Source organism: Christiangramia sediminicola (assembly GCF_031344135.1).
Taxonomy (GTDB): domain Bacteria; phylum Bacteroidota; class Bacteroidia; order Flavobacteriales; family Flavobacteriaceae; genus Christiangramia; species Christiangramia sediminicola.
Genome location: NZ_JAVJIU010000004.1, coordinates 168,457 through 191,787, shown reverse-complemented (window position 1 = coordinate 191,787; position 23,331 = coordinate 168,457). Strand labels below are relative to the sequence as shown.

Genomic DNA, 23,331 nt, shown 5'->3' with positions numbered 1-23,331 from the left:
TTAATGTATTTGGGCTAGTAAAAATAGCAATTAAACCGAATAATAAAATAGAAACTCCTTGAAATACAGGACTTTTCGATAAAGTGTGTGAAAAATCCGATAAGAAAATTCTTTCCATAAAAAAAGCCGACTATTAGCCGGCTTTAGTTTTAAAAGAATTTAGAATTTCTTCTAGTGTTCATGATCGTGATCGTGATCTTCTTCGTATACATTATAAGCACCTTGCATAAAAGAATATTCAGCTTGTCTGATTTCTCCCATTACCCATAGGTAATTGTGCTCTAGATCGTCATTTAAGAATTGTAGTGTTCCACCAGTATTGATGATAAGATCTCCAGTAACTACAAGAGCTCCATTAATATTGAAATGCCCACCATAGTTGATCACAAGATCTTTAGGTTCTTCTTCAGAACCAATGATAGCTAGACCAACAGTGGTCATTTCACCATTACGTCTAATAATTGCATTTTTTTCTGTTTCAATCTCACCACAAATGTTCAATTCACCAGCAACGCGCAGGTTTTCAAGATGGGTGTGATCGCTAAAGTCCATAACTTCACCTTTAGCTACATGAAGGTCTTTTGAACCTTCGTAAATAGGGAAAATGTCACAATCTTCGAAGCCGTTCTTTAAAAAGCCTGGTTCATGGATAGCTCCAATAAATCCTGGTTCGTGAATTTTGTTCACGTTAGTTTCTTTTACATTTTTTACGGCAGAAACTTCTTCTGATTGTAGGTCTTCAGTTACCGGGTCTGACTGGCATCCAACTAAGAATACTCCAAGTCCAAGACCTAACATTAATAACTTTTTGTTCATGATAATGGGTTGATTAGAATTTGGTTATGCCAAAAGTAGTACATAAATATTAAATCTTTGCAAAAAAAATCGCTGAAATGTTTAAAATTCAGCGAAATAGAGCATTTCTGTAAGTAAATTCTTTCTTTAATCCAGCTTATCTACCAGTTTATTAAATACTTTTTTCGGATTTTTGCCCTCATATAAGATCTCGTATACCGCATTGATAATAGGTGTTTTAGCCTTTTTCTCCTTGTTGATCTTATAAGCGCTTTCAGTTGCATAATATCCTTCTGCAACCATACTCATCTCCATCTGGGCGCTTTTAACGGTATATCCCTTACCGATCATATTCCCAAACATCCGGTTACGACTAAAAATTGAATATCCTGTAACCAAAAGGTCTCCGAGATAAGCTGAATCGTTGATGTTTCGTTTCATTTTATGCACCTTTTTAATGAATTTCTTCATTTCTCGAATGGCGTTACTCATTAAAACACTCTGAAAGTTATCTCCGTAACCCAAACCATGTGCAATTCCAGCAGCAATGGCATAAATATTCTTAAGCACTGCGGCATATTCTGTTCCAATTACATCATCACTTATTTTACAAGTGATATAATCGCTTCCTAAATAACCTGCTACGATCTCTGCTTTTTTCTCATCCTGGCAAGCTACCGTCAAATAAGAAAGTCTTTCCAAAGCAACCTCTTCAGCATGACATGGACCGGTAAGAATCCCGATATTTTCCATAGGCACTTCAAAATACTCATTGAAATGTTCACCTACAATCAGGCTTGTTTCAGGAACAATACCTTTAATGGCTGAAAAAACGATCTTGTCTTTTAATGGAACAGTAAGAGAATCCAGTTCTCTTTTTAGAAATGCTGAAGGGATAGCAAAAATTATATAATCTGATGCTGCAACGGTCTCATTGATATCATTGCTTAAGTTCAGCTGATTCACATCAAATTCTACCGAGCTAAGATAATTAGGATTATGATCCTGCTTTTTTATATGTTCTATGGCATAAACGCTTCGCATATACCAATTCACCTGTTCAAGGTTTTCACATAACATCTTTACAATTGCCGTGGCCCAACTTCCACCACCAATTACACCAAAACTCGGAGCTTTACTCATATAATTACATTCTCTTTTTCAAAAATAGTCAAATTTGGAAGTATTTAAAGTATTTCGCTTTTAATCATAGTAATTATTGAGAATATTTCAACAATTCGCTCTTTAAAGTTTAACATATAATAATATCCATTAAGACAATCTATCCAAAATGCCTCCGTTATCTAAGTGTTCTTCTATTCATCTTTTTGGAAGAACATTCTTAGTTTTTTTGGTTGGTTATTTAGTTGAAAAGACCGTTTCGCGAGAAGCGGTCTTTTTAATTGGAGAATGAACTTTTTGGAAAACTTTAGGATTGCTTCAACTGTCAAAATTGAATCACTTTTGTACATTTAGTTAACTAACTATAAATCATTATAATGGGAATATTTTCATTTATTAAAGACGCAGGAAAAAAGATTTTTGGAATCGATAAGCCTAAATCTACAGAAGCAGGAACTAAGGACGATTTAAAAGAAAATGAAAAAGCAGCTAGAAAATTAGAACAGACAATTAAAGACCTGAATCTAAAGGCAGAAAACTTAAAAATTCATATAGAAAATGATATGGCAGTGGTTTCTGGTAAAGCACTGGATCAGGCTAACAGGGAGAAGATAATTCTTGTAGTTGGAAATTCTGAAGGGATTGCACAGGTTGATGATAGACTGGATGTAGAGAATACCGAGCCAGAAGCAGTGTTTCATACGGTAGAAAGAGGAGACACTTTAAGTAAAATATCTAAAGAACATTATGGAGATCCAAATCAATATCCATTGATATTTGAAGCGAATAAACCAATGCTTCAGGATCCTGATAAAATATATCCAGGGCAGGTATTAAGAATTCCTCCTATGGAAGCAAAAAGATAAATAACAAAAGACTGTTTAGGAATCTTGAGGATGTTACACTGAGAGCAGTCGACGTTCTAGAGCTTGTAGTTCCACAATGAAAAAAGTAGGTTCAATCAGCTAAAAAGAAGATTCAAAATAGGTTTTTAAACAGTCTTTTACCTATTTATAAAAATTCATTTTATCAATATACTCCCAGACCTTTTCATTTAGAAGAGGTCTTACATTTTTAGAGTCCTTTATAGATTTCCTTATAAAAGTTGATGAAATCTCTACTATAGGAGCGTCTACTCTGGTAATTTTTGCATGTCCCTTATATTCTTCTGAAACTTCCCCGGGAGCAATTCTTGGGTAAACGTAAATTTCGTGATTCTCCACGATAACATCTGAATTTTTCCATTTGTGAAAACTTTTCAGATTATCCTCACCCATAATAAGACAGAACTCATTAGTAGGAAATTTTTCCTGAAGGTAAGCGAGCGTATTTACCGTGTAATTTGGTTGTGGAAGATCGAATTCTATATTGCTCGGTTTAAGCTTGTCGTAGCTTTCACAAGCTTTGTAAACCATCTCCAGCCTATGGTGATTATCAAGAAGGCTGCTTTTTTTCTTGTGTGGATTATGTGGTGTAACTACCAGCCAGATCTCTTCAAGATCTGAATATTCAGCCATATGATTGGCAATGATCAGGTGACCGGTGTGTATGGGATTAAAAGTCCCGAAAAACAAACCAACCTTTTTATTCATTCTTCAGGTTTTTCTGCTCCAACATAATTGGAAACCAAATTATAGGCTTCTTTAAGAGCAGTTCCAAGATGATTGTTCTCAATGATGAAATCAAACTGTGGAGCAGTAGCCAGTTCAATAGATGCTTTCGCTACTCGCATGCTTATTTTATCGTCGCTCTCGGTCTTTCTCTTTTTCAATCGAATCTTTAATTCCTCGATACTCGGTGGCTTTACAAAAACCGCCAGCGTTCTTTCAGGATAGATATTCTTGATGTCCAGACCTCCAACAACATCAATATCAAAAATGACATGTTTGCCTTTTTTCCAGATTCGTTCTACTTCACTTTTTAAAGTTCCGTAGAAGTTGTCCCGGTAAACTTCTTCCCATTCCAGGAATTCGTCATTTTTGATCTTTTGTTTGAAATCTTTTAAGGAAAGAAAATAGTAATCCTGTCCATCCACCTCATTCCCTCTCGGTTCACGAGAAGTTGCCGAAATAGAAAAATCCAGTTTTAATTCCTGGTGCTTTAATAAGTGACGTACTATCGTTGTTTTACCAGATCCGGAAGGAGCCGAAAATACGATAAGTTTCCCTTCGCTCATTTAGAGTACGTTTAGAATTTGTTCTTTAATTTTTTCCAATTCGTCTTTCATTTGCACCACTAACTGCTGCATTGGCGCATAATTGGATTTACTTCCTATGGTGTTGATCTCCCTGCCTATTTCCTGAGAAATAAAAGCAAGCTTTCTACCATTGGAGTCTTTTGAATTTAATGTTTTCTGAAAATAATCGAGGTGATTATCCAGTCTTACTTTTTCTTCAGTGATATCAAATTTCTCGATATAGTAAACGATCTCCTGTTCAAAGCGATTTTCATCAGCCTGTTCTTTGATCTCTTCAATCCCTTTGCGAAGTCTTTCCCGCACTGCCTCAACTCTGTCCGGATCTATTTTGATCACTTCATTCAGCAATTCCTGAATATTAGAAATTCGTAATTTTAGATCCTTTTCCAGGGCTTCACCTTCATCTGTTCGGAATTTATTGATCTCTGTAAGGGCAGACTGTACAGCTTCTTCTATCGCCTTAAATTCTTCTTCATCGATCTCATTTCTTTCAGTTTTGAGGGAATCAGGCATTTTTACAGCCATTTTAAGCAATTCTACCTCACTGGCATTTACAATATCCCTTAACTGGTCCATGTAATTTTTTACCACTTCCGTATTAACATTGGTAGAAGTTTGTTCACCGGTATATTCCACGTAAATAGATAGATCTACTTTTCCGCGGCCTAAACTGTTTGAAATGATGTTCCTAAGGTCTAATTCCTTTTCTCTGTATTGCGAAGGAATGCGAGCATTCAGGTCAAAATTCTTACTGTTTAGAGATTTTAACTCTACAGTGATTTTTTTATTGGGAATTTGGGTAACGCTTTTCCCGAAGCCTGTCATAGATTGAATCATGCCTGAATTTTAAAAGCTTGCGCAAAGATAATCAATTCTATAGCATCTCCAATTGAATACAGACCTGATAAAGTTTTATAAACTTTAATTCATAAAAGGGAATCTATAAATTCGAAAGCACGTTTTTCATGATAATAAGATGAATCACTGGTTACAAAACCAACATGACCTCCATATGCAGGCATTTCTAGGTGAAGGTTTTCAGAATTTTTCGCGATCTCATGCGGGTAACATTCTGGAGAGAGAAAACTGTCATTTTTAGCACTTAATATTAGAACTGGTTTTTGAATACCGTCAAGGAAATTCTTTGCGCTGGTTTTACTGTAATAATCTGAAGCATCTTTATAACCGTGGGCTTTCGATGTATACAGATCATCAATATCTCTCAGGGAACTACAGGCTGAAATTTGTTTTTTCTGAATGTGGTCAGGAAATTTTTCGGCACGAGCGAACAGATGTTGTTTTAGGTTTAGTTCGAAACGTTTTGAATACACAAAATTTCGCATTCTATTAATGGCACCTAATGAACCCGAAAGATCGCATGGCACTGAAATTCCAACTGCGCCTATAATTTCTTCCGGCCGACCTCTATTCTCGCCTAGATATTTCATTAGCATATTTCCGCCAAGGCTAAAACCGACGAGTGAAATACTGGAATATTTCTTCAAACTTAGAATATGAGTAATAACTTCAGCAAGGTCGTCACTTGCTCCGGCATGATAACTTCTAAAATGCCTGTTGAGTTCTGCGCTACATCCTCGAAAATTCATGGCTGCCGCATCCCAACCATTGGAATTAAAAATTTTTGCCATTCCTTTTATATATGGCCTATCTGTATTGCCTGCCAGACCATGTAAAAGGATCACTAGTTTATCAGATTTTTCCTTCCGGGAATAACTCCAGTCCAGATCTATAAAATCACCATCACTAAGTTCAATACGCTCTCGCTCATATACTGGAATTTCTACCTTTCTCAACGTGGCCGCGTATATTGTGGAAGCATCGGCATTTTTAAATATTCCGGGAGGTATATAATTTCCTGTGATAAGTGGCATTCTGGTTGAATTTTAATATAAACTTAGTTAAAAATGGTATGCACGCATAATAATTATTGGTAGTTTTGAATAAATTGAAGATTATGTACAGCAAGAAATTCGAAATAAGATGGAGTGATCTGGATGCCAACAGACATTTGGCAAATTCAGCATATATAAATTTTATGAGCCATACCCGTATGGGATTCCTTATGGAGAATGGTTTCGGTCATAAACAGTTATCTCATTATAACCTTGGACCCATCGTTTTTTATGAGCATGTATATTATTTCAAGGAAATCTTTGCGGGTGAGCCTGTTACGGTAACTCTGGAGCTTAGCGGACTATCTGAAGATGGGATGTACTTTGAATTTGTACATAAGATCTATGATCATAAGGGTAGAAACTGTGCAACTTGCGAAATGATGGGTTCATGGATAGATCTTGAAGAAAGAAAACTCACCAAATTGCCGGAAGAGCTTTTTGCTAATCTTGACAATACTCCTAAAACCAAAGATTTCAGAACTCTTACTAAAGAAGACACACGTAAATTCGGTAAGAGACCAGAAAATATTTCTCCGGAAGAATTGCAAGCTCTGTAATTCTATGGAAGAAAGCGTGAAAGAAGTATGGTACGCGTGCTATGGCTCTAACATCAGGAAAGAGCGTTTTATGTGTTATATCAATGGTGGAACGCCGCCGGGAGCTTTGAAAAATTTTGTGGGCTGTGCAGATAAATCTGAACCCAGAGATAGCAGAACCATTACCATAGATCATGAACTTTATTTCGCGATGGAGTCTCCAACCTGGAATGGTGGAGGTATCTGCTTTTTGAAACCGGAAAAGGATCCTTCAGTAAAAACACTGGGTAGAACTTATTTGATCAATTCGAGTCAGTTTCGTGACCTGGTTAGGCAGGAATTGAAATTTGAAGGTGAAATAAGTATAGATTTCAATGAGCTTAGGCAAAATGGTTATTATAACTGTCTCAAGGATGGTAGATATGGTTTGTTGCTATATCTTGGTGAGATAAATGCAGCACCAATTGTAAGTTTTACCAGTGAAATCTATCTGGAGAATGAAATTAATAAACCAGATAGAGAATATTTATTAACTATTATACGCGGATTAAAGGATATTTATTCAATTAATCACGAAGAATTATTCAATTATCTGGAGAATAAGGTTGGAATAAAAGATCGATTGCCTGCAGAAGAGCTCAAGGAAATAATTAAAGCATCCTAATGATTAGTTTGCTGTAAATCAGTAACTTTATAATATTCCGGCCAATTCTACACCAACTTTTACCTTGAATGCAAAAATTCAAGAGCATGAAAAGTTCAAAGTTTATCCTGAAATTTTTCGCGAAGTTCCTCGCCATTCTTATCATTTTTCAAAGTTGTAATATTTATCATTCTGCAAATATTAGTCTGGAAAAAGCAGCAGAAACTAACCGAAAGGTTCGGCTAAAAACTGAGGAAGGGAATAATTTAAAGTTTAAATGGATCGCTGATAAAAACGGAGAATTCTACGGGTATACGAGGGAAAACTCAAGTACATCGAAGAAGCTTAAGAATCTTGGAGTTATAGGAACCAGTAGTGGTAAGTTTTACAGCTACGGGCTGGAAGAACTAAATATTCAAAAAATACAGGCTAAAAACTATACGCTATCAACAATCGGGACGATTCTAACGGCAATTGTAGCATTATATACGACCCTTTATATTATAGTAGCTGCCACATTTAGTGGTGGATTTTTTGAATGGGATGACAGCTATTAAGACTTCACTTTCGTTTTTTTCATGCTCACCATATAAACTCCAATGAAAACAAGTCCTGCAGCCAGGGCTTTGATCCACGTTAATTTATCTGCACCTACCGAGATAGCAAAGGTGATCGCAATCAAGGGTTGTAAATAAATAAAAGCACTTATAGTCGAGGGAGATAATTGCTTTAGAGCATAAATGTTCAGTAAATAGGTCATGAAAGTAGTTCCCAACACTACGAATCCCATTTTCCAGATCGCATCAAACGGAAGGCTGGCCCACTCAACATCCATGAATTCTGAATATGTCACCGGCAGGTTTATAAAAATAGCGATCAAAAACAACCATTTCATAAGCGTTATAGCGTGATATTTTTTTGTCAGTGGCTTAACCAGAATAAGATACAATCCGTAAGAAAAGGCATTAACTATAAAAAGTACGTTTCCTAAGGGAATATTTGGCGCGTTAAAATTCTCACCGGTGCTGAATAGAACAAGCACGAGAGCTCCGGCCATCCCAATAATAATTCCCATGGTTTTCAATAAGGTGATTCGCTCCTTGATCAGGATAGACGCAAGAATAAGCACCATGACCGGGGAAAGAGTGATGATTACCGAACTGTTTATGGGAGTTGAAAGGCTGAGACCTTTAAAGAAAAACAGCATGTTTATTACCATTCCGAATAGCGCACATCCAAGAATTCTTGGCCAGTCTGAAGTGGCGATCTTCTCTTTTGGCGCAAAAATACTGATGATCCAGAAAAGGATCGCCGCACCGGTAACCCGAAGCAGGATAAACCCGAAAGGCTCAATGTAAAGTGGCATAAGACCTTTGGCGATCGTGTGATTTACTCCGTAGATGGCACTTGCCAGGAATGCGGCCAGGATAGCCAGTAAGCGGCTGTTATCCATGTATAGATTCTTTGGCGCTGGCTACATTTTTCTTTGCATTACCAATAAAGATCTCATCATTATTGATAATAACGGGTCTTTTTAAAAAGGTATAGTGTTCAAGAATAAGGTTTTTATAATCCTCCTCTTTAAGATCTTTATTCTTTAGGTCACGCTCTTTGTACAGTCTGGCTCTTTTACTGAAAAGAGATTCATAACTTCCGGATAGATTATACATTTCTTCCAACTGTTCTGCGGTGATCTCATCAGTTTTAATATCCTGAAGGATAAAAGCGTCTGGCACCTCGAGTTCATTTAAAATTCTCTTACAGGTGTCGCAGGTAGAAAGGTGGTAAATTTTTTTCATGGCCGGAAATTTCTTCTGCAAAGAACGGAAAATTCCTTTAAAGATTCCTGGTCGAATCAGGCTTTTGGCTCGTCATTCTTAAGTTTCAGGAATTCTTTGATTTCATTCCTGGAATAACTAAGAATAAAATTACCTGCTGAATAAGGTGCGATCTCATAAGCATTATAATGCAGGATCACTGTTTCTTCAGTTATACCAATATTCAGCGGAAGATGGAATTCATCGTCTTCGAAAAACAATCCTGTACTGTTGATATTTTCATCCTGAGGGATCTCCTGTTTTATTCGAAAATCCTTTTCAACAAAATCTTTAAATTCTGAAGTAAAAAGATCTTCTGCCTTGAGAAGCTTTCCATTTTCAGCTTTAAAATTCAGATAACGGGTGCTTCGATAACCATGTGCACCACCGGTAAAAATATCAGAATTGAACTTTATGGAAATAAGTTTTTCTGTCTTATAAGCAACCTTACCATTAATGGTCACCTCCCATGGTAATTCATAATCAGGAAATTTCAGTGCGGTTTCCTGGTAATTTTTTAAGAAATTTTCGGCTAATTGCTCAGGTTTTTCCGAAGTAATATCATCCTGATAATCTATCGTATTGACTAAAAAATTCTCGATCTCCCTGTTGATGTTTTCAGAAACTTTTCCCTGGTTCTCGGCAACTGGAAAGATTAGGCTGATAAATGTACATTCTCCTTTTTCCGGTTCACAATCATCGAGTCTTTTTTCAATCGTTTTTGTAGAAAAAGCGAGTTCCTTTTCTAGATTCTCTTCATTTTCTTTTTTATCATCAGCACAGGCCATGCATAGCAAAACCAGCATAAAAGACCACAAAATTCTTTTCACAATAGATAGGTGTTAAATAACAGGATAAAGGTAAAGTCAATTTTGTGATTGCCCAACAGGCTTACTACATTTGTTTTTCAAATTTTCTGCAGGTGAAATTCAATACTAAGACGATTCATGGAGGACAGCATAATGTAGATCCGGCTTACGGTTCTGTGATGCCGCCTATTTATCAAACAAGTACTTATTCTCAAAGCACACCGGGAGGTCATAAGGGATTTGAATATTCCCGAAGTGGAAACCCAACAAGAGCCGTTTTAGAAAAATCTCTGGCCAGTATTGAAAATGGAAATTTCGGACTCGCTTTTGGTTCAGGTCTCGCAGCTATTGATGCGGTATTGAAACTTTTTAAACCTGGAGATGAGATCATTTCAACTAATGATCTTTACGGTGGCTCGTACCGATTATTTACTAGAATTTTTGAAGGACTTGGTTTAAAATTTCGGTTTGTTGGAATGCAGGATGCTTCGAAGATTGAAGAATTCATCAACGAAAATACGAAGCTTATCTGGGTAGAGACGCCTACCAATCCCATGATGAATATCATTGATATTAAGGCAGTTTCTGAGATCGCTAAAAGACACGATCTTCTTCTGGCTGTAGATAACACCTTCGCAACGCCTTATTTACAACAACCTTTAGATCTTGGTGCAGACATCATTATGCATAGCGCTACCAAATATCTTGGAGGACATAGCGATGTAGTGATGGGTGGTTTGGTGGTAAAAGATAAAGAACTGGCAGATAAACTATATTTTATACAGAATGCCAGCGGAGCAATTTGCGGACCACAGGACAGCTTTCTAGTATTGCGAGGGATAAAAACCCTTCATATAAGAATGCAACGTCATTGTGAGAATGGTGAAGCTATCGCGAATTATCTAAGAGGAAATACAATGGTTGATAAGGTATATTGGCCTGGATTTGAAGATCACCCAAATCATGATATTGCGAAAAATCAGATGTCTGGTTTTGGTGGCATGATCTCTTTTACTACTAAAGAAAATACCCTGGAAAGTGCTACGAAAATCGTTGAGAAACTGAAGGTTTTTACCCTCGCAGAATCTCTTGGAGGTATTGAATCACTTGCAGGACACCCGGCAAGTATGACGCATGCGTCCATTCCAAAAGAAGAAAGAGAGAAAACCGGAGTAGTAGATTCTCTTATTAGGTTAAGCGTTGGAATTGAAGATGAAGAAGACCTAATTGAAGACCTGAAACAAGCAATCGGATAATCAGTAATTTATAAATGTAACTCAATGGCCTGGACTCACCGGGCCTTTCTTATTAAAACCCTATGATGAAAAAAATTATTTCTTTAAGTCTGTTATTTTTCGCAGCAGCAAACCTTGCCGTTGCGCAAAGTTTTGAATCTCCCAATGGCGATCTTAAAATGGAATTCTCTCTTCTGGAAGATGGAACACCTGCCTATAAATTACTGTTTGACGGGGAAGAAGTTATTAAAACCAGTAAACTTGGGATTGCATTAAAAGAACAGGAAGATCTATTGGCGAATTTTGAGGTAGAAAGTACTTCAGAATCTACTTTTGATGAAATCTGGAAACCAGTGTGGGGTGAATCTAAGGAGATTAAAGATCATCATAACGAACTTGAAGTGAACTTAGTTCAGAAAGAAAATGGTAGAAAATTGATCTTAAGATTCAGATTATTTAATGAAGGGCTTGGATTTAGATATGAATTTCCGGAGCAGGAAAACCTGGTGTATTTCGTGATCGAAGATGAGCGAACTCAATTCGCGATGACCGGAGATCATACTGCTTTCTGGATTCCGGGAGATTACGATTCCCAGGAATATGATTATACCGAATCAAAACTATCGGAGATCGAGGCTAAATTTGATAATTCGGTACAGCCTAATGCTTCTCAAGAGCAGTTTTCAAAAACAGGAGTACAGACTTCTTTAATGATGAAAACCGAAGATGGCCTTTACATCAATCTTCATGAAGCTGCATTGGTTGAGTATTCATTGATGAACCTGAATCTGGACGATGAAAACATGATCTTTGAATCATGGTTAACTCCAAATGCGGTAGGAAATAAGGTTTATATGCAAACACCAGCAGTTTCTCCATGGAGAACGATAATGGTGAGCGATGATGCAAGAGATATTCTTGCTTCAGATATGAACCTTAACCTTAATGAACCGAATAAATTGGAGGATACTTCCTGGATCCAACCAGTGAAATATATCGGTGTTTGGTGGGAAATGATCACAGGAAAGAGTTCGTGGGCTTATACAGATGAATTGCCTTCAGTTAAATTAGGAGATACTGATTATACTCAAACTGAACCTAATGGAAAACATGCAGCGAATACGGAGCATGTAAAGCAATATATAGATTTTGCCGCTGAACATGGATTTGATGCGGTTTTAGTTGAAGGTTGGAATGAAGGCTGGGAAGACTGGTTCGGGCAGTCTAAAGATTATGTTTTTGATTTCGTGACCCCTTATCCAGATTTTGATGTGGAAGGAATTCAGAAGTATGCTGAAAGTAAAGGAGTGAAAATGATCATGCATCATGAGACTTCCGGAGCAATCAGAAATTATGAGCGCCACTTAGATACTGCTTATCAATTCATGAACAAATACGGATATCCTGCGGTGAAGAGCGGTTACGTAGGAGATATCATTCCCAGAGGAGAACATCATTACGGGCAGTGGGCTATCAATCACTATCTGTATGCCGTTAAGAAAGCAGCCGATTATAAAGTGATGGTAAATGCTCACGAAGCGGTTCGTCCAACAGGTCTTAGAAGAACCTATCCAAATCTTATTGGAAATGAGTCTGCTCGTGGTACAGAATTTCAGGCATTTGGAGGTTCAAAGCCAAACCATGTGACCATTCTTCCTTTTACAAGATTGATCGGTGGACCAATGGATTATACACCTGGTATTTTTGAAATGGACATTAGCAAACTGAACCCTGATAATAACTCGCACGTAAATAGCACGATTGCAAATCAATTAGCATTATACGTAACGATGTATAGTCCGTTGCAGATGGCAGCAGACCTTCCGGAAAATTATATGAAATTTCCTGATGCCTTTCAGTTCATCAAAGACGTGGCCTTAGACTGGGATAAGAGTATTTATCTTGAAGCTGAACCAGGAGATTATATTACTGTTGCTAGAAAAGCAAAAGGAACTAATGACTGGTTTGTAGGGAATGTAAATGGAAATGACGCCAGAACATCTAATATCAAATTCGATTTTCTTGAAAAAGGGAAGGATTATATAGCAACTATCTATTCAGATGTTGAAGATGCTCATTACAAGACCAATCCTCAAGCTTATGAGATCAGCAAATATAAGGTGAACAGTAGATCAAAGCTTTCACAACTATCTGTACCTGGTGGTGGATACGCCATAAGTATTGAAGAGGCTGAAAACTCTAAGATCAAAGACCTAAAAAAACTTTAAATCAAAGAAAGCGGGAACCTAATAAGTTCCCGTTTTTTTTTTACATCAATCAATTTATGTTTAGAAAATTACTTATTTCATCAATTTTACTTTTATCAATCCAGTCAAACGCTCAAAGATGGGGTGATTTTGAAATTGGTCCCATGGTCAATTTTGAATATACGAGTTTAATAGTATCCAGTGGTCAGAAATCAATCAATAATCAAGGAAGAATTGAGGAAGACTGGAATGCTACGGGTTATGAATCTAATTTCTCAGCAGGTTTATATACCATGTTCTTCATACAGGAAAGAGTAGGGGTTGGTGCTGAATTGTATTACGATAAAACCACATCAACCGATTTTGGGGAGGAGAACTATTATACTTCAGTTACATTTTTACCTTTTGTAAATATAAATTTCATTGAAAGCATTCCGGGATTATATTTTGGAGCTGGAGGAGGGATTTCTTTGATCCAGGACTCACCAGATTATATGGATTTGTTTGAGGAAGAAGAAATTCAGGATATTGCCTTAATTGGTAAACTTTCAGCGACTTATAGGTTTAGAAATATTATTACCATCGAAACTGGTATACATGGAGATGTGCTTGAGGTCGTTAAGGACCGGGTAAAAAGAAATTCCTTCTTTTTGGGAGTTAAGATCCCTTTAAACAGGATTCTGATTGACTATCGTTATTAAAATATCTCCTTAAAAACCCGAATCAATCTATTCACTTCCTGAAGACTATTATAATGAACAAGGCTTACTCGAACTACACCATTCTTTTCTTCAAGGTCTAGCGTCTGGATTAATATTTTGGCATAAAAATCACCGAATCGAATTCCGATTCTATGATCATCAACTTTTTCTACGATCTCGTTGCTTTTAAATTTAGCATGTACAAAAGAAATGGTTGGAACTCGTAAATCTGAATCTGGTTTTGGATTTCCAATGATCTTTATTTCCGGAACACTATTCAGATATTCCAGTAAAAGCGATGCTAGTTTTTCTTCGTGAGAAGAAATAAGCCCAAAAGTTTTATCCAGTTTTTCGGAAAAATCGGCTGCTTTTGAATTAAAATGATGCCTGTAGAGTTCACCATAATATTCAATAATACCGAGGGTACTGTAAGTAAGTTCAAAATTGAAATTTCCGGGTTGTAATTTATATGGAACATCTTTCTTCCCGATAAAATAATGGTTCAGGCTATCTAATTTCACCAGTTTAGAATACTTTCCATACATCACTGCAAGATGAGGTCCGTAAGTTTTATACCAACTGAAAGTGTAAAAATCGGCATCCAATTCCTGCACATCCACTTTTCTATGTGGGGCATAGGCAACACCATCTACACAGATCAAAGCACCAGCTTTGTGAACTTCTTTAGCTATTTTTTTTATCGGGTTTATCGTTCCTAATACATTAGACGCATGAGTTACGGCTACCAATTTTGTTCTGCTGTTCATTAATTTCCGGAGATCTGATAGTTCCAGTTCCAGCGTTTCCTTGTTCACCTTCCAGATCCTGACTTCAATACCTCTGTCTTTGAGGTCCATCCATGGAGAAACATTAGCTTCATGATCTGTATTGGTAACGATCACCTCGTCCCCTTTTTTCCATTGTTTGCTGATAGTTAAACTAAGGATGCGCAGAAGCATGGTTGTAGAAGAACCAATAACAATCTCTTCATCCCTGGATGCGTTTAATAATTCAGAGATCCTGGATGTCGCATATTTCAATTTTTTATCTGCCTCCTGTGAAACTTTATAAGAGGCGCCTAATTGAACATTATGATGTAATAGGTAACCACTGATCCTTTCAGCTACCTTGCTTAATACCTGCGAACCGCCGGCATTATCCATATACGTAAAATCTCTCTCTAAAGCGGGGAATTGCTTCCTTACGAAATCAATATCTATCATTCAGCTAATAAACTTTCATTAAATAATTTCAGAATTCTTCTATACTCATCGGTCCAGCTGCTTGGTTCCACAAAACCATGGTCTTCCACAGGATACAAGGCCATCTCCCAGTCTTCCTTTCCTAATTCTATCAAACGTTGTGAAAGTCTAACCACGTCCTGGAAGTGTACGTTGACATCTACCATCCCGTGCGCGATCAAAAGATCTCCTTCAAGGCCTTCAGCGAAATAAATCGGTGAAGATCTACGGTAAGCTATTGGATCTTTAGAAGGTTCATTTAGAATATTTGAAGTATAGCCATGGTTATAATGTGCCCAATCTGTAACCGATCTTAAGGCGGCACCTGCCTTAAAGGTTTCAGCCTCATTGAACATGGCCATCAAGGTGATGAAACCACCATAACTACCTCCATAAATTCCAACTTTTTCCGGGTCTATATCATGATTTTCTACCAGGTACTTTACACCATCTACCTGATCACTAAGATCCTTTCCGCCCATATGACGATATATTCCCGTTCTCCAATCTCTACCATAACCTGCGCTACCACGGTAATCTATATCGATCACCGTATATCCAAGATCGGTTAAAAGATTATGGAACATATATTCTCTAAAATAACTTGACCACCATTTATGGGCATTCTGTAAATAACCGGCGCCATGCACAAATACAACAGCTGCATCATTTTTAGCCGAATCTTCTGGAACATATAATCTTGCAGGTACCATGGCGCCATCACTGGCCTTGAATTGTATTAATTCTGGTTCTCTCCAGTTGTAAGAAGCGAATTCTTCAGATTGTCCGCTTGTTAGCTGAGTTGGTTCAGCTGTTGCTCCAGTCTTCTTCAAAAACAGTTCTTCAGGATTGTTCATAGAAGAAAAAGTGATCGCCATGTATTGTTCATCTGGAGATAGGCTTACGTCATTCTTACCTACTTTTTCAGTAAGTTTTTCTTTTTTTCCACCCATAAGCGGCATCCTGTAGAAATGTCTTTCGCCAGGATGAACTTCTGAAGAAGTAAAATACCAGTGTTTTTCATCGTTTGAAATCTTAGGGTCAAATACTTCAAATTCTCCCGAAGTAAGCGCCTTTTTCTTTCCGTTAGATGTATTCAGAATGTATAAATGTGAATAACCACTTTCCTCGCTCTGGAAATAGATATGCTTATTATCTGGCAGCCAGCCTAAAGTCTCATAACCATAATAAGTATAACCAATACCGGGACCGGCCAGCCAGGCTTCATCTCGTTGGTGTTCTATAGATTTAATATTACCAGTCTCAAGATCTATGAAAGCGATCCAGCGATCTTTATTATCTGAAGATCTAAGATTCACCACGGCTTTTTCACCATCTTCTGAAAAACGTACCTGAGACGGAATAATATCTCTAGGCTCTTCTTTCCATTCCTTATCCGGATAATCTGCAGTATAGTCTGGTAATTTTGAAATTCCTGGTAGTTCTGAAACATCAATCATAAAGACGGTATCCTTTTCAATGTTATATAGCGCTAGTTCTGCGGTAAACTGCATGTCTCCAACTTTACTACGGGCAGAAATATCCTTGGTGTAACCACTCTCATCCACATAATTTGGCACATTGGTACTTTCTCCACGTTCTCTTTTAATAAGACTGAATGCAGCGTATTTTCCATTTGGAGAAACTTCCAGGTCTCTCAAATCCCGGTCATTCAAATAGAATTTGTAATCCTCTTCTTCTTTAATCGATTCTCTGTAAGCTTTAGAATTTTCTTCTGTTTCCTTACGCTGATTAACGATACCAAGCAGGTCCAGGTTTTCAGATTGTATCCAAGAATCTTTTTCTGAAGGATTTTTCTCAGATTTACTTGATTCTGAACCACTTCTGATATTGGTTAATTGTTGAATGCTGCCGCTTTTGGTATCCAAAACAAAAACATTGTCTTCAGCTTTGAAAGCGATCTTATTATTATCGGCTAAAAATTCGGGATCATTAATATTGAAAGAAAGATCTAAGAGTGTTTTTCTTTTCTTTGAATTCATGTCATAGGTCACAAGATCTCCATTTTCTGAAAATACTTTCATTGATCTTGAATCGTTGAAATCGCCACTGTTCGGAATAAAATCCTGTTGTTCTTTAGCTGTAACCTTCAGGATTTTCTTAGGATCCTGAATATTAATTCGGTACAGGGAATCTGATTCATTCTTTTCAGGATTATATCGAAAATAGATGTTTTCTCCATGTATTCCCCAACGTACTGAACTTGGGAAATTTCCCATCCAGTCTGGATCCTGCATGATCTTTTCAACACTAAGATCTGAGGTTTGGGAAAACGAAATTAGGGTTCCAAGAAGGAAGAAAGTAAGGATATTCAAGCTTTTAAACATAGCTATTCATAAATTTAAGGAGTGCCAATATAGCTATTTTTTACATCCTCTTTAAACCTTACAGGCCAGTAAGTGTCTAAAATCAAAGCTTTTCAAAAAAAAGGCGATATTGTAAAACCAATTTCACAACTAAAAATTCACTTATGATCAAAAAAGTTACCCTTTTCAGTTTTCTGTTCTTTTCATTTTTCCTGGTCTCTGCCCAAACTCAGCAGGAGATGGTGGAGAAAATTGTAAATGAAGCTGAAAATAATTCACAATTAGAGAAAATAGCGCATGAACTTCTGGATGTTGTAGGTCCAAGACTGGTTGGAACTCCTCAAATGAAAAATGCTCATGACTGGGCGGTTAAGAAATATTCTAACTGGGATATCAGCGCAAGAAATGAAGAATGGGGAAAATGGAAAGGATGGGAAAGAGGGATTACCCATATAGATCTTGTTTCTCCGAGAATTCAGAGTCTTGAAGGTAGACAACTTGCCTGGAGTCCATCAACGGGGAAAAAACCTTTAACGGCTGAGGTTGTAATTCTTCCTGAAGCAAAAGATTCATTGGATTTTCTTGAAAAGATCAAGTCGGTAAAAGGAAAATTTGTACTTGTTTCCATGCCTGAGCAAACAGGAAGACCAGATGAGAACTGGGAAGAGTGGGCTACAGAAGAAACTTTTGAAAAAATGAAGTCTGAGCGTGATTCTCTGAATTCACTTTGGGACGAAAAAATGAAAAAAACAGGACATTCCCGACGTGAGCTTCCAAAAGCTCTGGAGAATGCAGGTGCTGCCGGAATCATCAGTTCATACTGGTCTAAAGGTTTTGGCGTGAACAAAGTATTTTCAGCATATACCGAAAAGATTCCTACCATCGATCTTTCTCTTGAAGATTATGGTTTACTGTATCGTCTAGCTGAATATGGTGACAAACCAGAAATCAGAGTTACTGCAGAATCTAAGGAATTAGGTGAAGTGCCAACTTTTAATACCATCGCTGAAATTAAGGGAACAGAAAAACCTGAAGAATATGTGATTCTTTCAGCCCATTTTGATAGCTGGGATGGGGCAACCGGAGCGACTGATAATGGTACCGGTACCATTGTTATGATGGAAACTATGAGAATTCTGAAAAAACTTTATCCTAATCCAAAAAGAACCATTCTGGTTGGACATTGGGGAAGTGAAGAGCAGGGATTAAATGGTTCAAGAGCCTTTGTAAAAGATCATCCTGAGATCGTTGAAAATGTTCAGGCACTTTTTAACCAGGATAATGGTACAGGAAGAGTGGTGAATATTTCAGGAAACGGATTTTTGAATGCCTATGATTACCTCGGAGACTGGTTATACGAAGTACCAGATAATGTAAGCAAGCATATTGAAACTAATTTCCCTGGAACTCCGGGAAGAGGAGGGTCAGATTATGCCTCTTTTGTGGCTGCAGGTGCTCCGGCCTTTAATTTGAGCTCTTTAAGCTGGAATTACTGGAACTATACCTGGCATACCAACCGTGATACTTACGATAAGATCGTTTTTGATGAGGTTAGAAATAACGTGATCTTAACAGCAGTACTTGCATATATGGCCAGTGAAGATCCAGAAACAACTTCTAGAGAGAAAATAAAATTGCCAAAAAGTAAAAGATCTGGTGAGCAAATGTCCTGGCCAGAAGCCAGAGATGCTGAAAGAGCAGGAATGTTAGATGACTAATTTTAGATAATAAATCAAAAAAGCCCGGAAGTTAATTCCGGGCTTTTTTTGTTAACCTTTTAATTCTGATCCTACTGGAACTGAACAATCATGTCCCGGTTCACCATGTGGAGGATTTATTTTTGGAGTTGCACTTTTCAATCTTACAGGAGATGTGGTCATATCCTGAGTTGTGGTTGATGTACTGGCCTTATCCAGAGGCGCGCCAACCGGCAGATCACATCTGTGACCTTCTTCACCATGAGCAGGATTGTATTTGGTATCGCTGCTTTTGGCCATATTAGATTTAATTTCTTCTGAAGATGCCTTCTCAGCTACGGCTTCCTCTTTTTCTGCTGTTTTCTCTTCATTCTTACAGGAATATGTAAGTAGTGCAACGAAGAAAACAAGTATCAGTGATATTTTATTTAATCTTTTCATAATTAATGTATTAGGCTGATAAATATATTTAAATTATTCGATAATCTCCTGAAGTTCTTCTTCAGAGACCGTAAGAATTCCAGATGCCGGAAGTCTAGTTGTCATCTCTTTCCAATTCTCATCTTCAGCAAATACTTTCTGAAATATTGGTTTTGCCTCTTCGAGCCTGCCACTATTGGCAAGGGCAACGGCTTTCCAGTATTTCATTTCCAGGTTTTCAGGGAACATTTTTTCAGCAGCACCGTATTCTTTAAGTGCTTTTTCCATATCTCCGTCTTCCACGGCGAGATCACCCTTATTCATATGTTCATAAGCGCGATTCACCTGCAATAATCTTGACAATTCCTGAATTGGATTTTGATGATCATCTACTCTAAGATCTATTTTTTTCTCTTCCCATTCATTTTCGGTCCTTTCAGGTCCAACCACAACCAGGGCGGCAGATTGTTTACCTCTGATATCACCTCCTACTTCCTGGGCAGCTTTTAAGACTTCAACAACTCTTTCTGCAAGCGGGTAATCTGAATATCTTAGGAAGGCTTCAGCCATTGCAGGAACAACCCTGTCATTTAACATCATATTCGCCTGTACCGAAAAGTTTCTTCCCTGAAGATCTTCAGCAGCTTCCACGCATTTCTCTCCTGTATATCCTGAAACATTTCCGTTAGCATCTAGAAAAGCAACCTGTCTGAAAGCACGTCCGCCATCTTTTTCAATTAGTTGAGTTAAGGCCTGTTCGGCCGAAGTCCCGTTAGCCATCATTTCCAATCCTTCAGGTCCGTAAGCTGGATTAACGAAAGATTGAGTGGCAACTACACCCACGCCAGCTTTCCCCCAGGAAACCAATGAGCCAACCGAAAACCAGTGACTTTGAACACCCACGGCCATTTCGCCGGTTACAGTATCACGGGCAACAATAGAGAAGGTATGGGCAAAAGCATCTTTGGACACGTTCTCAACACTTTGCGAGTTTCCAATGAGCGGGATTAAAAGGCAAAGTAGAAAGTATAATTTCTTCATAGTAATTTCAGTTTTGCCTAAAGATACTAAAAGGGTGCTTATATTAGAAGCTATGATGCAGACTTAGTTGCAACTGACCTTTGCTCAATGTATTTGTGGTTTGCTCCATAAAGCCCAGCTGAAGCTTCAAATTATCCTTGATCGAATAACCCAAGGCTCCATAAAGTCTGTTTCTGTCAAAAATCTCTACAGATCTTCCATCGCCTATACTTCTTTCTCCGTTAATGAAGAGTTCGTTGTAAAATGCCAGATAGATCGCATTTTTGTTGAGGTTAGCCTGGTTTAATGGGATATTTAGGAACAGGTTATATCTATACCTCGTTCTGAAATCCTGTCCATCCACCCATCTTTGTTCATATCTAAACCTATGTTTTAAGTAAAATCTGGTTGATATCTTGTGCGGAAGCAATACTTGCTGATAGATTCTGCTTTCGGCTGAAGTTTCATTTGAATCTCCGAACTCTCCTGTTGTAATATGAGCATAACCTAAGGTGAGCTTAATATTAGAGTTAGGGCTATAGGTTGCACCGCCTCTGAGTAATAATTGTTCCAGATCCCCTATAAGATCCCAGTTTCTGTATTGAATATCACCTTCAAGGCCAAATTTGGATTCTTTGAAATTGACATCCCAGAAATACATATACCAGGCGCCTAATTTGTCTTCATTAACCTGTGCACTGGCGTTTATACTAAGAACTAATAATAAAATAAGAAAGCTAATATACTTTTTCACGGGATGTTTTTTAGCAAATATAAACTTGACAAGCCAGATACTCAAACCATCAATTTTTCAACTGTAACTTATAAATTTTATAAGACTGATAATTTATTTCTCCCGAAACTTTATTTTTGCTTTCCATGGCCTCATAGTTCAATGGATAGAATAGAAGTTTCCTAAACTTTAGATCCAGGTTCGATTCCTGGTGAGGCTACAACTTAATTAATATAATGCCCTTTCTATAAGGTTTTAGAGAGGGTATTTATTGATTTGTGCCGACGGGGTGCCGACAATATCAAAATTTAGAGACAATTGATCTTAAAATTATCTTTTTATACTCATTTGTATTAACTAGTTTTTAAAATAGAATAGAACCTAAGTTTAGTTATTATTAATAATATTCATTAATTTGTATACTAATTGATGATACTGGAAATGTCCAATTTATATTTAAAATATTCAAATCACTATACTGAAACAGAAAGGAAGTATGCCCCGGATAAAATTTTCTGGGAAGGGGATTTTAATTTGCTAACTTCCGGAACTAGAGTTTCCGTAGTTGGATCTAGGAAAGTTTCTGATAAGGGAAAAATAAGAACTCAAATCATTACGGAGACATTGGTTAGTGAAGGATACATTGTTGTTAGTGGTCTTGCTCATGGAGTAGATACAATTGCACATCAAACAGCCATTGCAAACCAAGGTAAGACTATAGCTGTATTAGGTACCCCCTTAGATAAAGTCTATCCAAAAGAAAATGATCAACTTTTAGAAAATATTAAAAAGAATCATTTGGCAGTATCACAGTTCCCAATTAACTATCCAGTAACACCAAAAAATTTTCCAATCCGAAATAGAACAATGGCATTGATTTCAGATGCTACAATTATTATTGAAGCTACAGATAAGAGTGGAACTAGGCATCAGGCCTGGGAAGCTTTAAGATTAGGTAGACAGGTATTTTTGATGGAAAATATTGTAAAGAATTCGGAAATTTCATGGGTTTCTAAAATGATCCATTATGGAGCTCAAGTTTTAACAAGAGATAATGTAATTGAATCTCTTAACGAAATTCCTCAGGTTACTCAGAGATCAGAATATGCGTTTTGAATTTGAGTGTGGTGTTTTATTGAATTATTCACCTAGAGGAACCTCAGACAGAGCAAAAAATTCCAGAATCCTTAAGGGGCGTTTAAAGAATGCAAATCCAAAAACAATTAATGATGTATGCAGAGTATTGAATAACAATGAAAATTCTGAGGTTTTGAGAATTTTTTTTGAAAACAATCAATGCTTAGTACCTGTTCCAAGAAGTGCTCCTTTACTAAGAAATGCTTTGTGGCCAACTTTGAGAATTGCTGAATTATTTGTTCAAAACGGTATTGGTTCATCAGTTTCTACAATGGTTAATAGAATTGATCCAGTACCGAAATCAAGTCAATTTTACAGTGCAGAGGATCGGCCAACTATTTCGACTCATTTGAGAAGCTTAAGAGTAAATCCCCCTCCTCCTGATACGAACAATTTTATTTTGATTGATGATATTTTGACTTTAGGCAGGACTACTACCGCTTGTGCCCTTAAAATTAAAGAAATACTACCAAACGCAAATATTAAAATATTCTCTTTAATGAGGACTATTGGCAGGCAGGATGATATCGATTTGCTGTTAAACCCCAGAACGGATTATATTTATTATAACTCAGAGACTGGAAAGTCATGGATACCTAATTTAGATGTTTAATCCATATTTTTATTGCTCTCCGGTGTTAGAAATAACGTAATTATTAGAATTAGATAACTATTTACTGGACAGTTGAATAATAGATCGCTTTAAACTCAAAAAATAAATTAGATTTCTATTACAAAATGATAAAACGGCCTTTTAATTTTAGGAATGTACCTCTTT

Annotated in this window: 24 protein-coding genes and 1 tRNA gene; 11 read left to right on the top strand and 14 right to left on the bottom strand. The window is 37.2% G+C overall.

Annotated features, from left to right (window positions below):
- Positions 1–171 precede the first annotated feature (171 nt).
- Entirely contained in the window at positions 172–816 is a 645-nt protein-coding gene (locus RE431_RS11355; protein WP_309562102.1) for a hypothetical protein, read from the bottom strand.
- A 126-nt stretch (positions 817–942) separates the two neighbouring features.
- Entirely contained in the window at positions 943–1,938 is a 996-nt protein-coding gene (locus RE431_RS11350; RefSeq protein ID WP_309562101.1) for an NAD(P)H-dependent glycerol-3-phosphate dehydrogenase, read from the bottom strand.
- A 356-nt stretch (positions 1,939–2,294) separates the two neighbouring features.
- Between RE431_RS11350 and lysM the strand changes: the two genes are divergently transcribed.
- Positions 2,295–2,783 carry a peptidoglycan-binding protein LysM gene (lysM, locus tag RE431_RS11345; protein WP_309562100.1) on the top strand — a complete coding sequence of 163 codons (489 nt, stop codon included), beginning with the start codon at positions 2,295–2,297 and terminating at the stop codon, positions 2,781–2,783.
- Between the two features lie 141 nt (positions 2,784–2,924).
- Here lysM and nadD read toward each other — a convergent pair whose 3' ends face one another.
- The 4 genes from nadD to RE431_RS11325 form a co-directional block, all read right to left on the bottom strand.
- Positions 2,925–3,509: a nicotinate (nicotinamide) nucleotide adenylyltransferase gene (gene nadD / locus RE431_RS11340; protein ID WP_309562099.1), complete on the bottom strand. Its 585-nt coding sequence runs from the start codon at positions 3,507–3,509 to the stop codon at positions 2,925–2,927.
- Positions 3,506–4,093, bottom strand: a complete 588-nt coding sequence (gmk, locus tag RE431_RS11335) for a guanylate kinase (RefSeq protein ID WP_309562098.1) — start codon at positions 4,091–4,093, stop codon at positions 3,506–3,508. The genes nadD and gmk overlap by 4 nt, the downstream gene beginning before the upstream one ends.
- Entirely contained in the window at positions 4,094–4,951 is an 858-nt protein-coding gene (locus tag RE431_RS11330; protein WP_309562097.1) for a YicC/YloC family endoribonuclease, read from the bottom strand.
- Positions 4,952–5,040: 89 nt separating this feature from the next.
- A complete protein-coding gene (locus tag RE431_RS11325; RefSeq protein ID WP_309562096.1) occupies positions 5,041–6,006 on the bottom strand; it encodes a YheT family hydrolase in 966 nt (321 codons plus the stop codon).
- An 83-nt stretch (positions 6,007–6,089) separates the two neighbouring features.
- Here RE431_RS11325 and RE431_RS11320 point away from each other — a divergent pair, with 83 nt between their 5' ends.
- The 3 genes from RE431_RS11320 (at position 6,090) to RE431_RS11310 (ending at position 7,766) form a co-directional block, all read left to right on the top strand.
- Entirely contained in the window at positions 6,090–6,587 is a 498-nt protein-coding gene (locus RE431_RS11320) for an acyl-CoA thioesterase (protein ID WP_309562095.1), read from the top strand.
- A gap of 4 nt (positions 6,588–6,591) precedes the next feature.
- A complete protein-coding gene (locus RE431_RS11315) occupies positions 6,592–7,230 on the top strand; it encodes a hypothetical protein (RefSeq protein ID WP_309562094.1) in 639 nt (212 codons plus the stop codon).
- A gap of 86 nt (positions 7,231–7,316) precedes the next feature.
- The gene (locus RE431_RS11310; protein WP_309562093.1) at positions 7,317–7,766 is read left to right on the top strand and encodes a hypothetical protein; all 450 of its coding nucleotides are present in this window, start codon (positions 7,317–7,319) and stop codon (positions 7,764–7,766) included.
- Here RE431_RS11310 and RE431_RS11305 read toward each other — a convergent pair.
- Genes RE431_RS11305 through RE431_RS11295 form a run of 3 tightly spaced genes read right to left on the bottom strand, consistent with a single transcriptional unit; the run spans position 7,763 to position 9,856 of the window.
- Complete coding sequence (locus RE431_RS11305) at positions 7,763–8,662, bottom strand: DMT family transporter (protein ID WP_309562092.1); 900 nt, start codon at positions 8,660–8,662, stop codon at positions 7,763–7,765. The two genes, RE431_RS11310 and RE431_RS11305, sit on opposite strands and share 4 nt — an antisense overlap.
- Complete coding sequence (locus RE431_RS11300) at positions 8,655–9,008, bottom strand: arsenate reductase family protein (RefSeq protein ID WP_309562091.1); 354 nt, start codon at positions 9,006–9,008, stop codon at positions 8,655–8,657. The genes RE431_RS11305 and RE431_RS11300 overlap by 8 nt, the downstream gene beginning before the upstream one ends.
- Before the next feature lie 56 nt (positions 9,009–9,064).
- Positions 9,065–9,856: a DUF3298 and DUF4163 domain-containing protein gene (locus tag RE431_RS11295; RefSeq protein ID WP_309562090.1), complete on the bottom strand. Its 792-nt coding sequence runs from the start codon at positions 9,854–9,856 to the stop codon at positions 9,065–9,067.
- A 92-nt stretch (positions 9,857–9,948) separates the two neighbouring features.
- On the opposite strand from RE431_RS11295, the gene RE431_RS11290 reads away from it, so the two are divergent.
- The 3 genes from RE431_RS11290 to RE431_RS11280 all read left to right on the top strand — a co-directional run bounded on the left by RE431_RS11290 (position 9,949) and on the right by RE431_RS11280 (position 13,978).
- Positions 9,949–11,091: a trans-sulfuration enzyme family protein gene (locus RE431_RS11290; RefSeq protein ID WP_309562089.1), complete on the top strand. Its 1,143-nt coding sequence runs from the start codon at positions 9,949–9,951 to the stop codon at positions 11,089–11,091.
- Positions 11,092–11,156: 65 nt separating this feature from the next.
- A complete protein-coding gene (locus RE431_RS11285; protein ID WP_309562088.1) occupies positions 11,157–13,298 on the top strand; it encodes a glycoside hydrolase family 97 protein in 2,142 nt (713 codons plus the stop codon).
- Between the two features lie 56 nt (positions 13,299–13,354).
- Positions 13,355–13,978 carry a hypothetical protein gene (locus RE431_RS11280; RefSeq protein WP_309562087.1) on the top strand — a complete coding sequence of 208 codons (624 nt, stop codon included), beginning with the start codon at positions 13,355–13,357 and terminating at the stop codon, positions 13,976–13,978.
- Here the strand turns inward: RE431_RS11280 and RE431_RS11275 are convergent.
- Together RE431_RS11275 and RE431_RS11270 are read right to left on the bottom strand one after the other, a co-directional pair.
- Positions 13,975–15,201 (bottom strand): cysteine desulfurase-like protein, encoded by a 1,227-nt coding sequence (locus tag RE431_RS11275; protein ID WP_309562086.1) that lies wholly within the window; start codon positions 15,199–15,201, stop codon positions 13,975–13,977. The genes RE431_RS11280 and RE431_RS11275 overlap by 4 nt on opposite strands.
- On the bottom strand, positions 15,198–17,567 hold the full coding sequence (locus tag RE431_RS11270) for a S9 family peptidase (protein WP_309562085.1): 2,370 nt from the start codon (positions 17,565–17,567) through the stop codon (positions 15,198–15,200). Before RE431_RS11270 ends, RE431_RS11275 begins: the two co-directional genes overlap by 4 nt.
- Before the next feature lie 143 nt (positions 17,568–17,710).
- Between RE431_RS11270 and RE431_RS11265 the strand changes: the two genes are divergently transcribed.
- Complete coding sequence (locus RE431_RS11265; RefSeq protein WP_309562084.1) at positions 17,711–19,264, top strand: M20/M25/M40 family metallo-hydrolase; 1,554 nt, start codon at positions 17,711–17,713, stop codon at positions 19,262–19,264.
- Between the two features lie 51 nt (positions 19,265–19,315).
- Here the strand turns inward: RE431_RS11265 and RE431_RS11260 are convergent, their stop codons facing one another.
- From RE431_RS11260 to RE431_RS11250, 3 genes are read right to left on the bottom strand one after another with little or no spacing between them, the layout of a single operon-like run.
- On the bottom strand, positions 19,316–19,684 hold the full coding sequence (locus RE431_RS11260; RefSeq protein ID WP_309562083.1) for a hypothetical protein: 369 nt from the start codon (positions 19,682–19,684) through the stop codon (positions 19,316–19,318).
- Between the two features lie 33 nt (positions 19,685–19,717).
- Entirely contained in the window at positions 19,718–20,704 is a 987-nt protein-coding gene (locus RE431_RS11255; RefSeq protein WP_309562082.1) for a DUF1028 domain-containing protein, read from the bottom strand.
- A gap of 43 nt (positions 20,705–20,747) precedes the next feature.
- Positions 20,748–21,437 (bottom strand): DUF2490 domain-containing protein, encoded by a 690-nt coding sequence (locus RE431_RS11250; RefSeq protein ID WP_309562081.1) that lies wholly within the window; start codon positions 21,435–21,437, stop codon positions 20,748–20,750.
- 127 nt (positions 21,438–21,564) lie between these two features.
- Here RE431_RS11250 and RE431_RS11245 point away from each other — a divergent pair.
- The 3 genes from RE431_RS11245 to RE431_RS11235 all read left to right on the top strand — a co-directional run bounded on the left by RE431_RS11245 (position 21,565) and on the right by RE431_RS11235 (position 23,166).
- Positions 21,565–21,636: transfer RNA gene (locus tag RE431_RS11245), tRNA-Arg, on the top strand.
- 209 nt (positions 21,637–21,845) lie between these two features.
- Positions 21,846–22,532: a DNA-processing protein DprA gene (locus RE431_RS11240; protein WP_309562547.1), complete on the top strand. Its 687-nt coding sequence runs from the start codon at positions 21,846–21,848 to the stop codon at positions 22,530–22,532.
- On the top strand, positions 22,522–23,166 hold the full coding sequence (locus tag RE431_RS11235) for a hypothetical protein (protein WP_309562080.1): 645 nt from the start codon (positions 22,522–22,524) through the stop codon (positions 23,164–23,166). Before RE431_RS11240 ends, RE431_RS11235 begins: the two co-directional genes overlap by 11 nt.
- Positions 23,167–23,331 lie beyond the last annotated feature (165 nt).

Bases quoted from the DNA above. Each gene is read 5' to 3' on its own strand.
- RE431_RS11285 (WP_309562088.1), top strand. From the start codon at position 11,157: ATGAAAAAAATTATTTCTTTAAGTCTGTTATTTTTCGCAGCAGCAAAC.
- RE431_RS11305 (WP_309562092.1), bottom strand. From the start codon at position 8,662: ATGGATAACAGCCGCTTACTGGCTATCCTGGCCGCATTCCTGGCAAGT.
- RE431_RS11235 (WP_309562080.1), top strand. From the start codon at position 22,522: ATGCGTTTTGAATTTGAGTGTGGTGTTTTATTGAATTATTCACCTAGA.
- RE431_RS11315 (WP_309562094.1), top strand. From the start codon at position 6,592: ATGGAAGAAAGCGTGAAAGAAGTATGGTACGCGTGCTATGGCTCTAAC.
- nadD (WP_309562099.1), bottom strand. From the start codon at position 3,509: ATGAATAAAAAGGTTGGTTTGTTTTTCGGGACTTTTAATCCCATACAC.
- RE431_RS11310 (WP_309562093.1), top strand. From the start codon at position 7,317: ATGAAAAGTTCAAAGTTTATCCTGAAATTTTTCGCGAAGTTCCTCGCC.
- RE431_RS11240 (WP_309562547.1), top strand. From the start codon at position 21,846: ATGATACTGGAAATGTCCAATTTATATTTAAAATATTCAAATCACTAT.
- RE431_RS11260 (WP_309562083.1), bottom strand. From the start codon at position 19,684: ATGAAAAGATTAAATAAAATATCACTGATACTTGTTTTCTTCGTTGCA.
- RE431_RS11255 (WP_309562082.1), bottom strand. From the start codon at position 20,704: ATGAAGAAATTATACTTTCTACTTTGCCTTTTAATCCCGCTCATTGGA.
- lysM (WP_309562100.1), top strand. From the start codon at position 2,295: ATGGGAATATTTTCATTTATTAAAGACGCAGGAAAAAAGATTTTTGGA.
- RE431_RS11300 (WP_309562091.1), bottom strand. From the start codon at position 9,008: ATGAAAAAAATTTACCACCTTTCTACCTGCGACACCTGTAAGAGAATT.
- RE431_RS11320 (WP_309562095.1), top strand. From the start codon at position 6,090: ATGTACAGCAAGAAATTCGAAATAAGATGGAGTGATCTGGATGCCAAC.
- RE431_RS11325 (WP_309562096.1), bottom strand. From the start codon at position 6,006: ATGCCACTTATCACAGGAAATTATATACCTCCCGGAATATTTAAAAAT.
- RE431_RS11350 (WP_309562101.1), bottom strand. From the start codon at position 1,938: ATGAGTAAAGCTCCGAGTTTTGGTGTAATTGGTGGTGGAAGTTGGGCC.
- gmk (WP_309562098.1), bottom strand. From the start codon at position 4,093: ATGAGCGAAGGGAAACTTATCGTATTTTCGGCTCCTTCCGGATCTGGT.
- RE431_RS11270 (WP_309562085.1), bottom strand. From the start codon at position 17,567: ATGTTTAAAAGCTTGAATATCCTTACTTTCTTCCTTCTTGGAACCCTA.
- RE431_RS11275 (WP_309562086.1), bottom strand. From the start codon at position 15,201: ATGATAGATATTGATTTCGTAAGGAAGCAATTCCCCGCTTTAGAGAGA.
- RE431_RS11330 (WP_309562097.1), bottom strand. From the start codon at position 4,951: ATGATTCAATCTATGACAGGCTTCGGGAAAAGCGTTACCCAAATTCCC.
- RE431_RS11355 (WP_309562102.1), bottom strand. From the start codon at position 816: ATGAACAAAAAGTTATTAATGTTAGGTCTTGGACTTGGAGTATTCTTA.
- RE431_RS11265 (WP_309562084.1), top strand. From the start codon at position 17,711: ATGATCAAAAAAGTTACCCTTTTCAGTTTTCTGTTCTTTTCATTTTTC.
- RE431_RS11280 (WP_309562087.1), top strand. From the start codon at position 13,355: ATGTTTAGAAAATTACTTATTTCATCAATTTTACTTTTATCAATCCAG.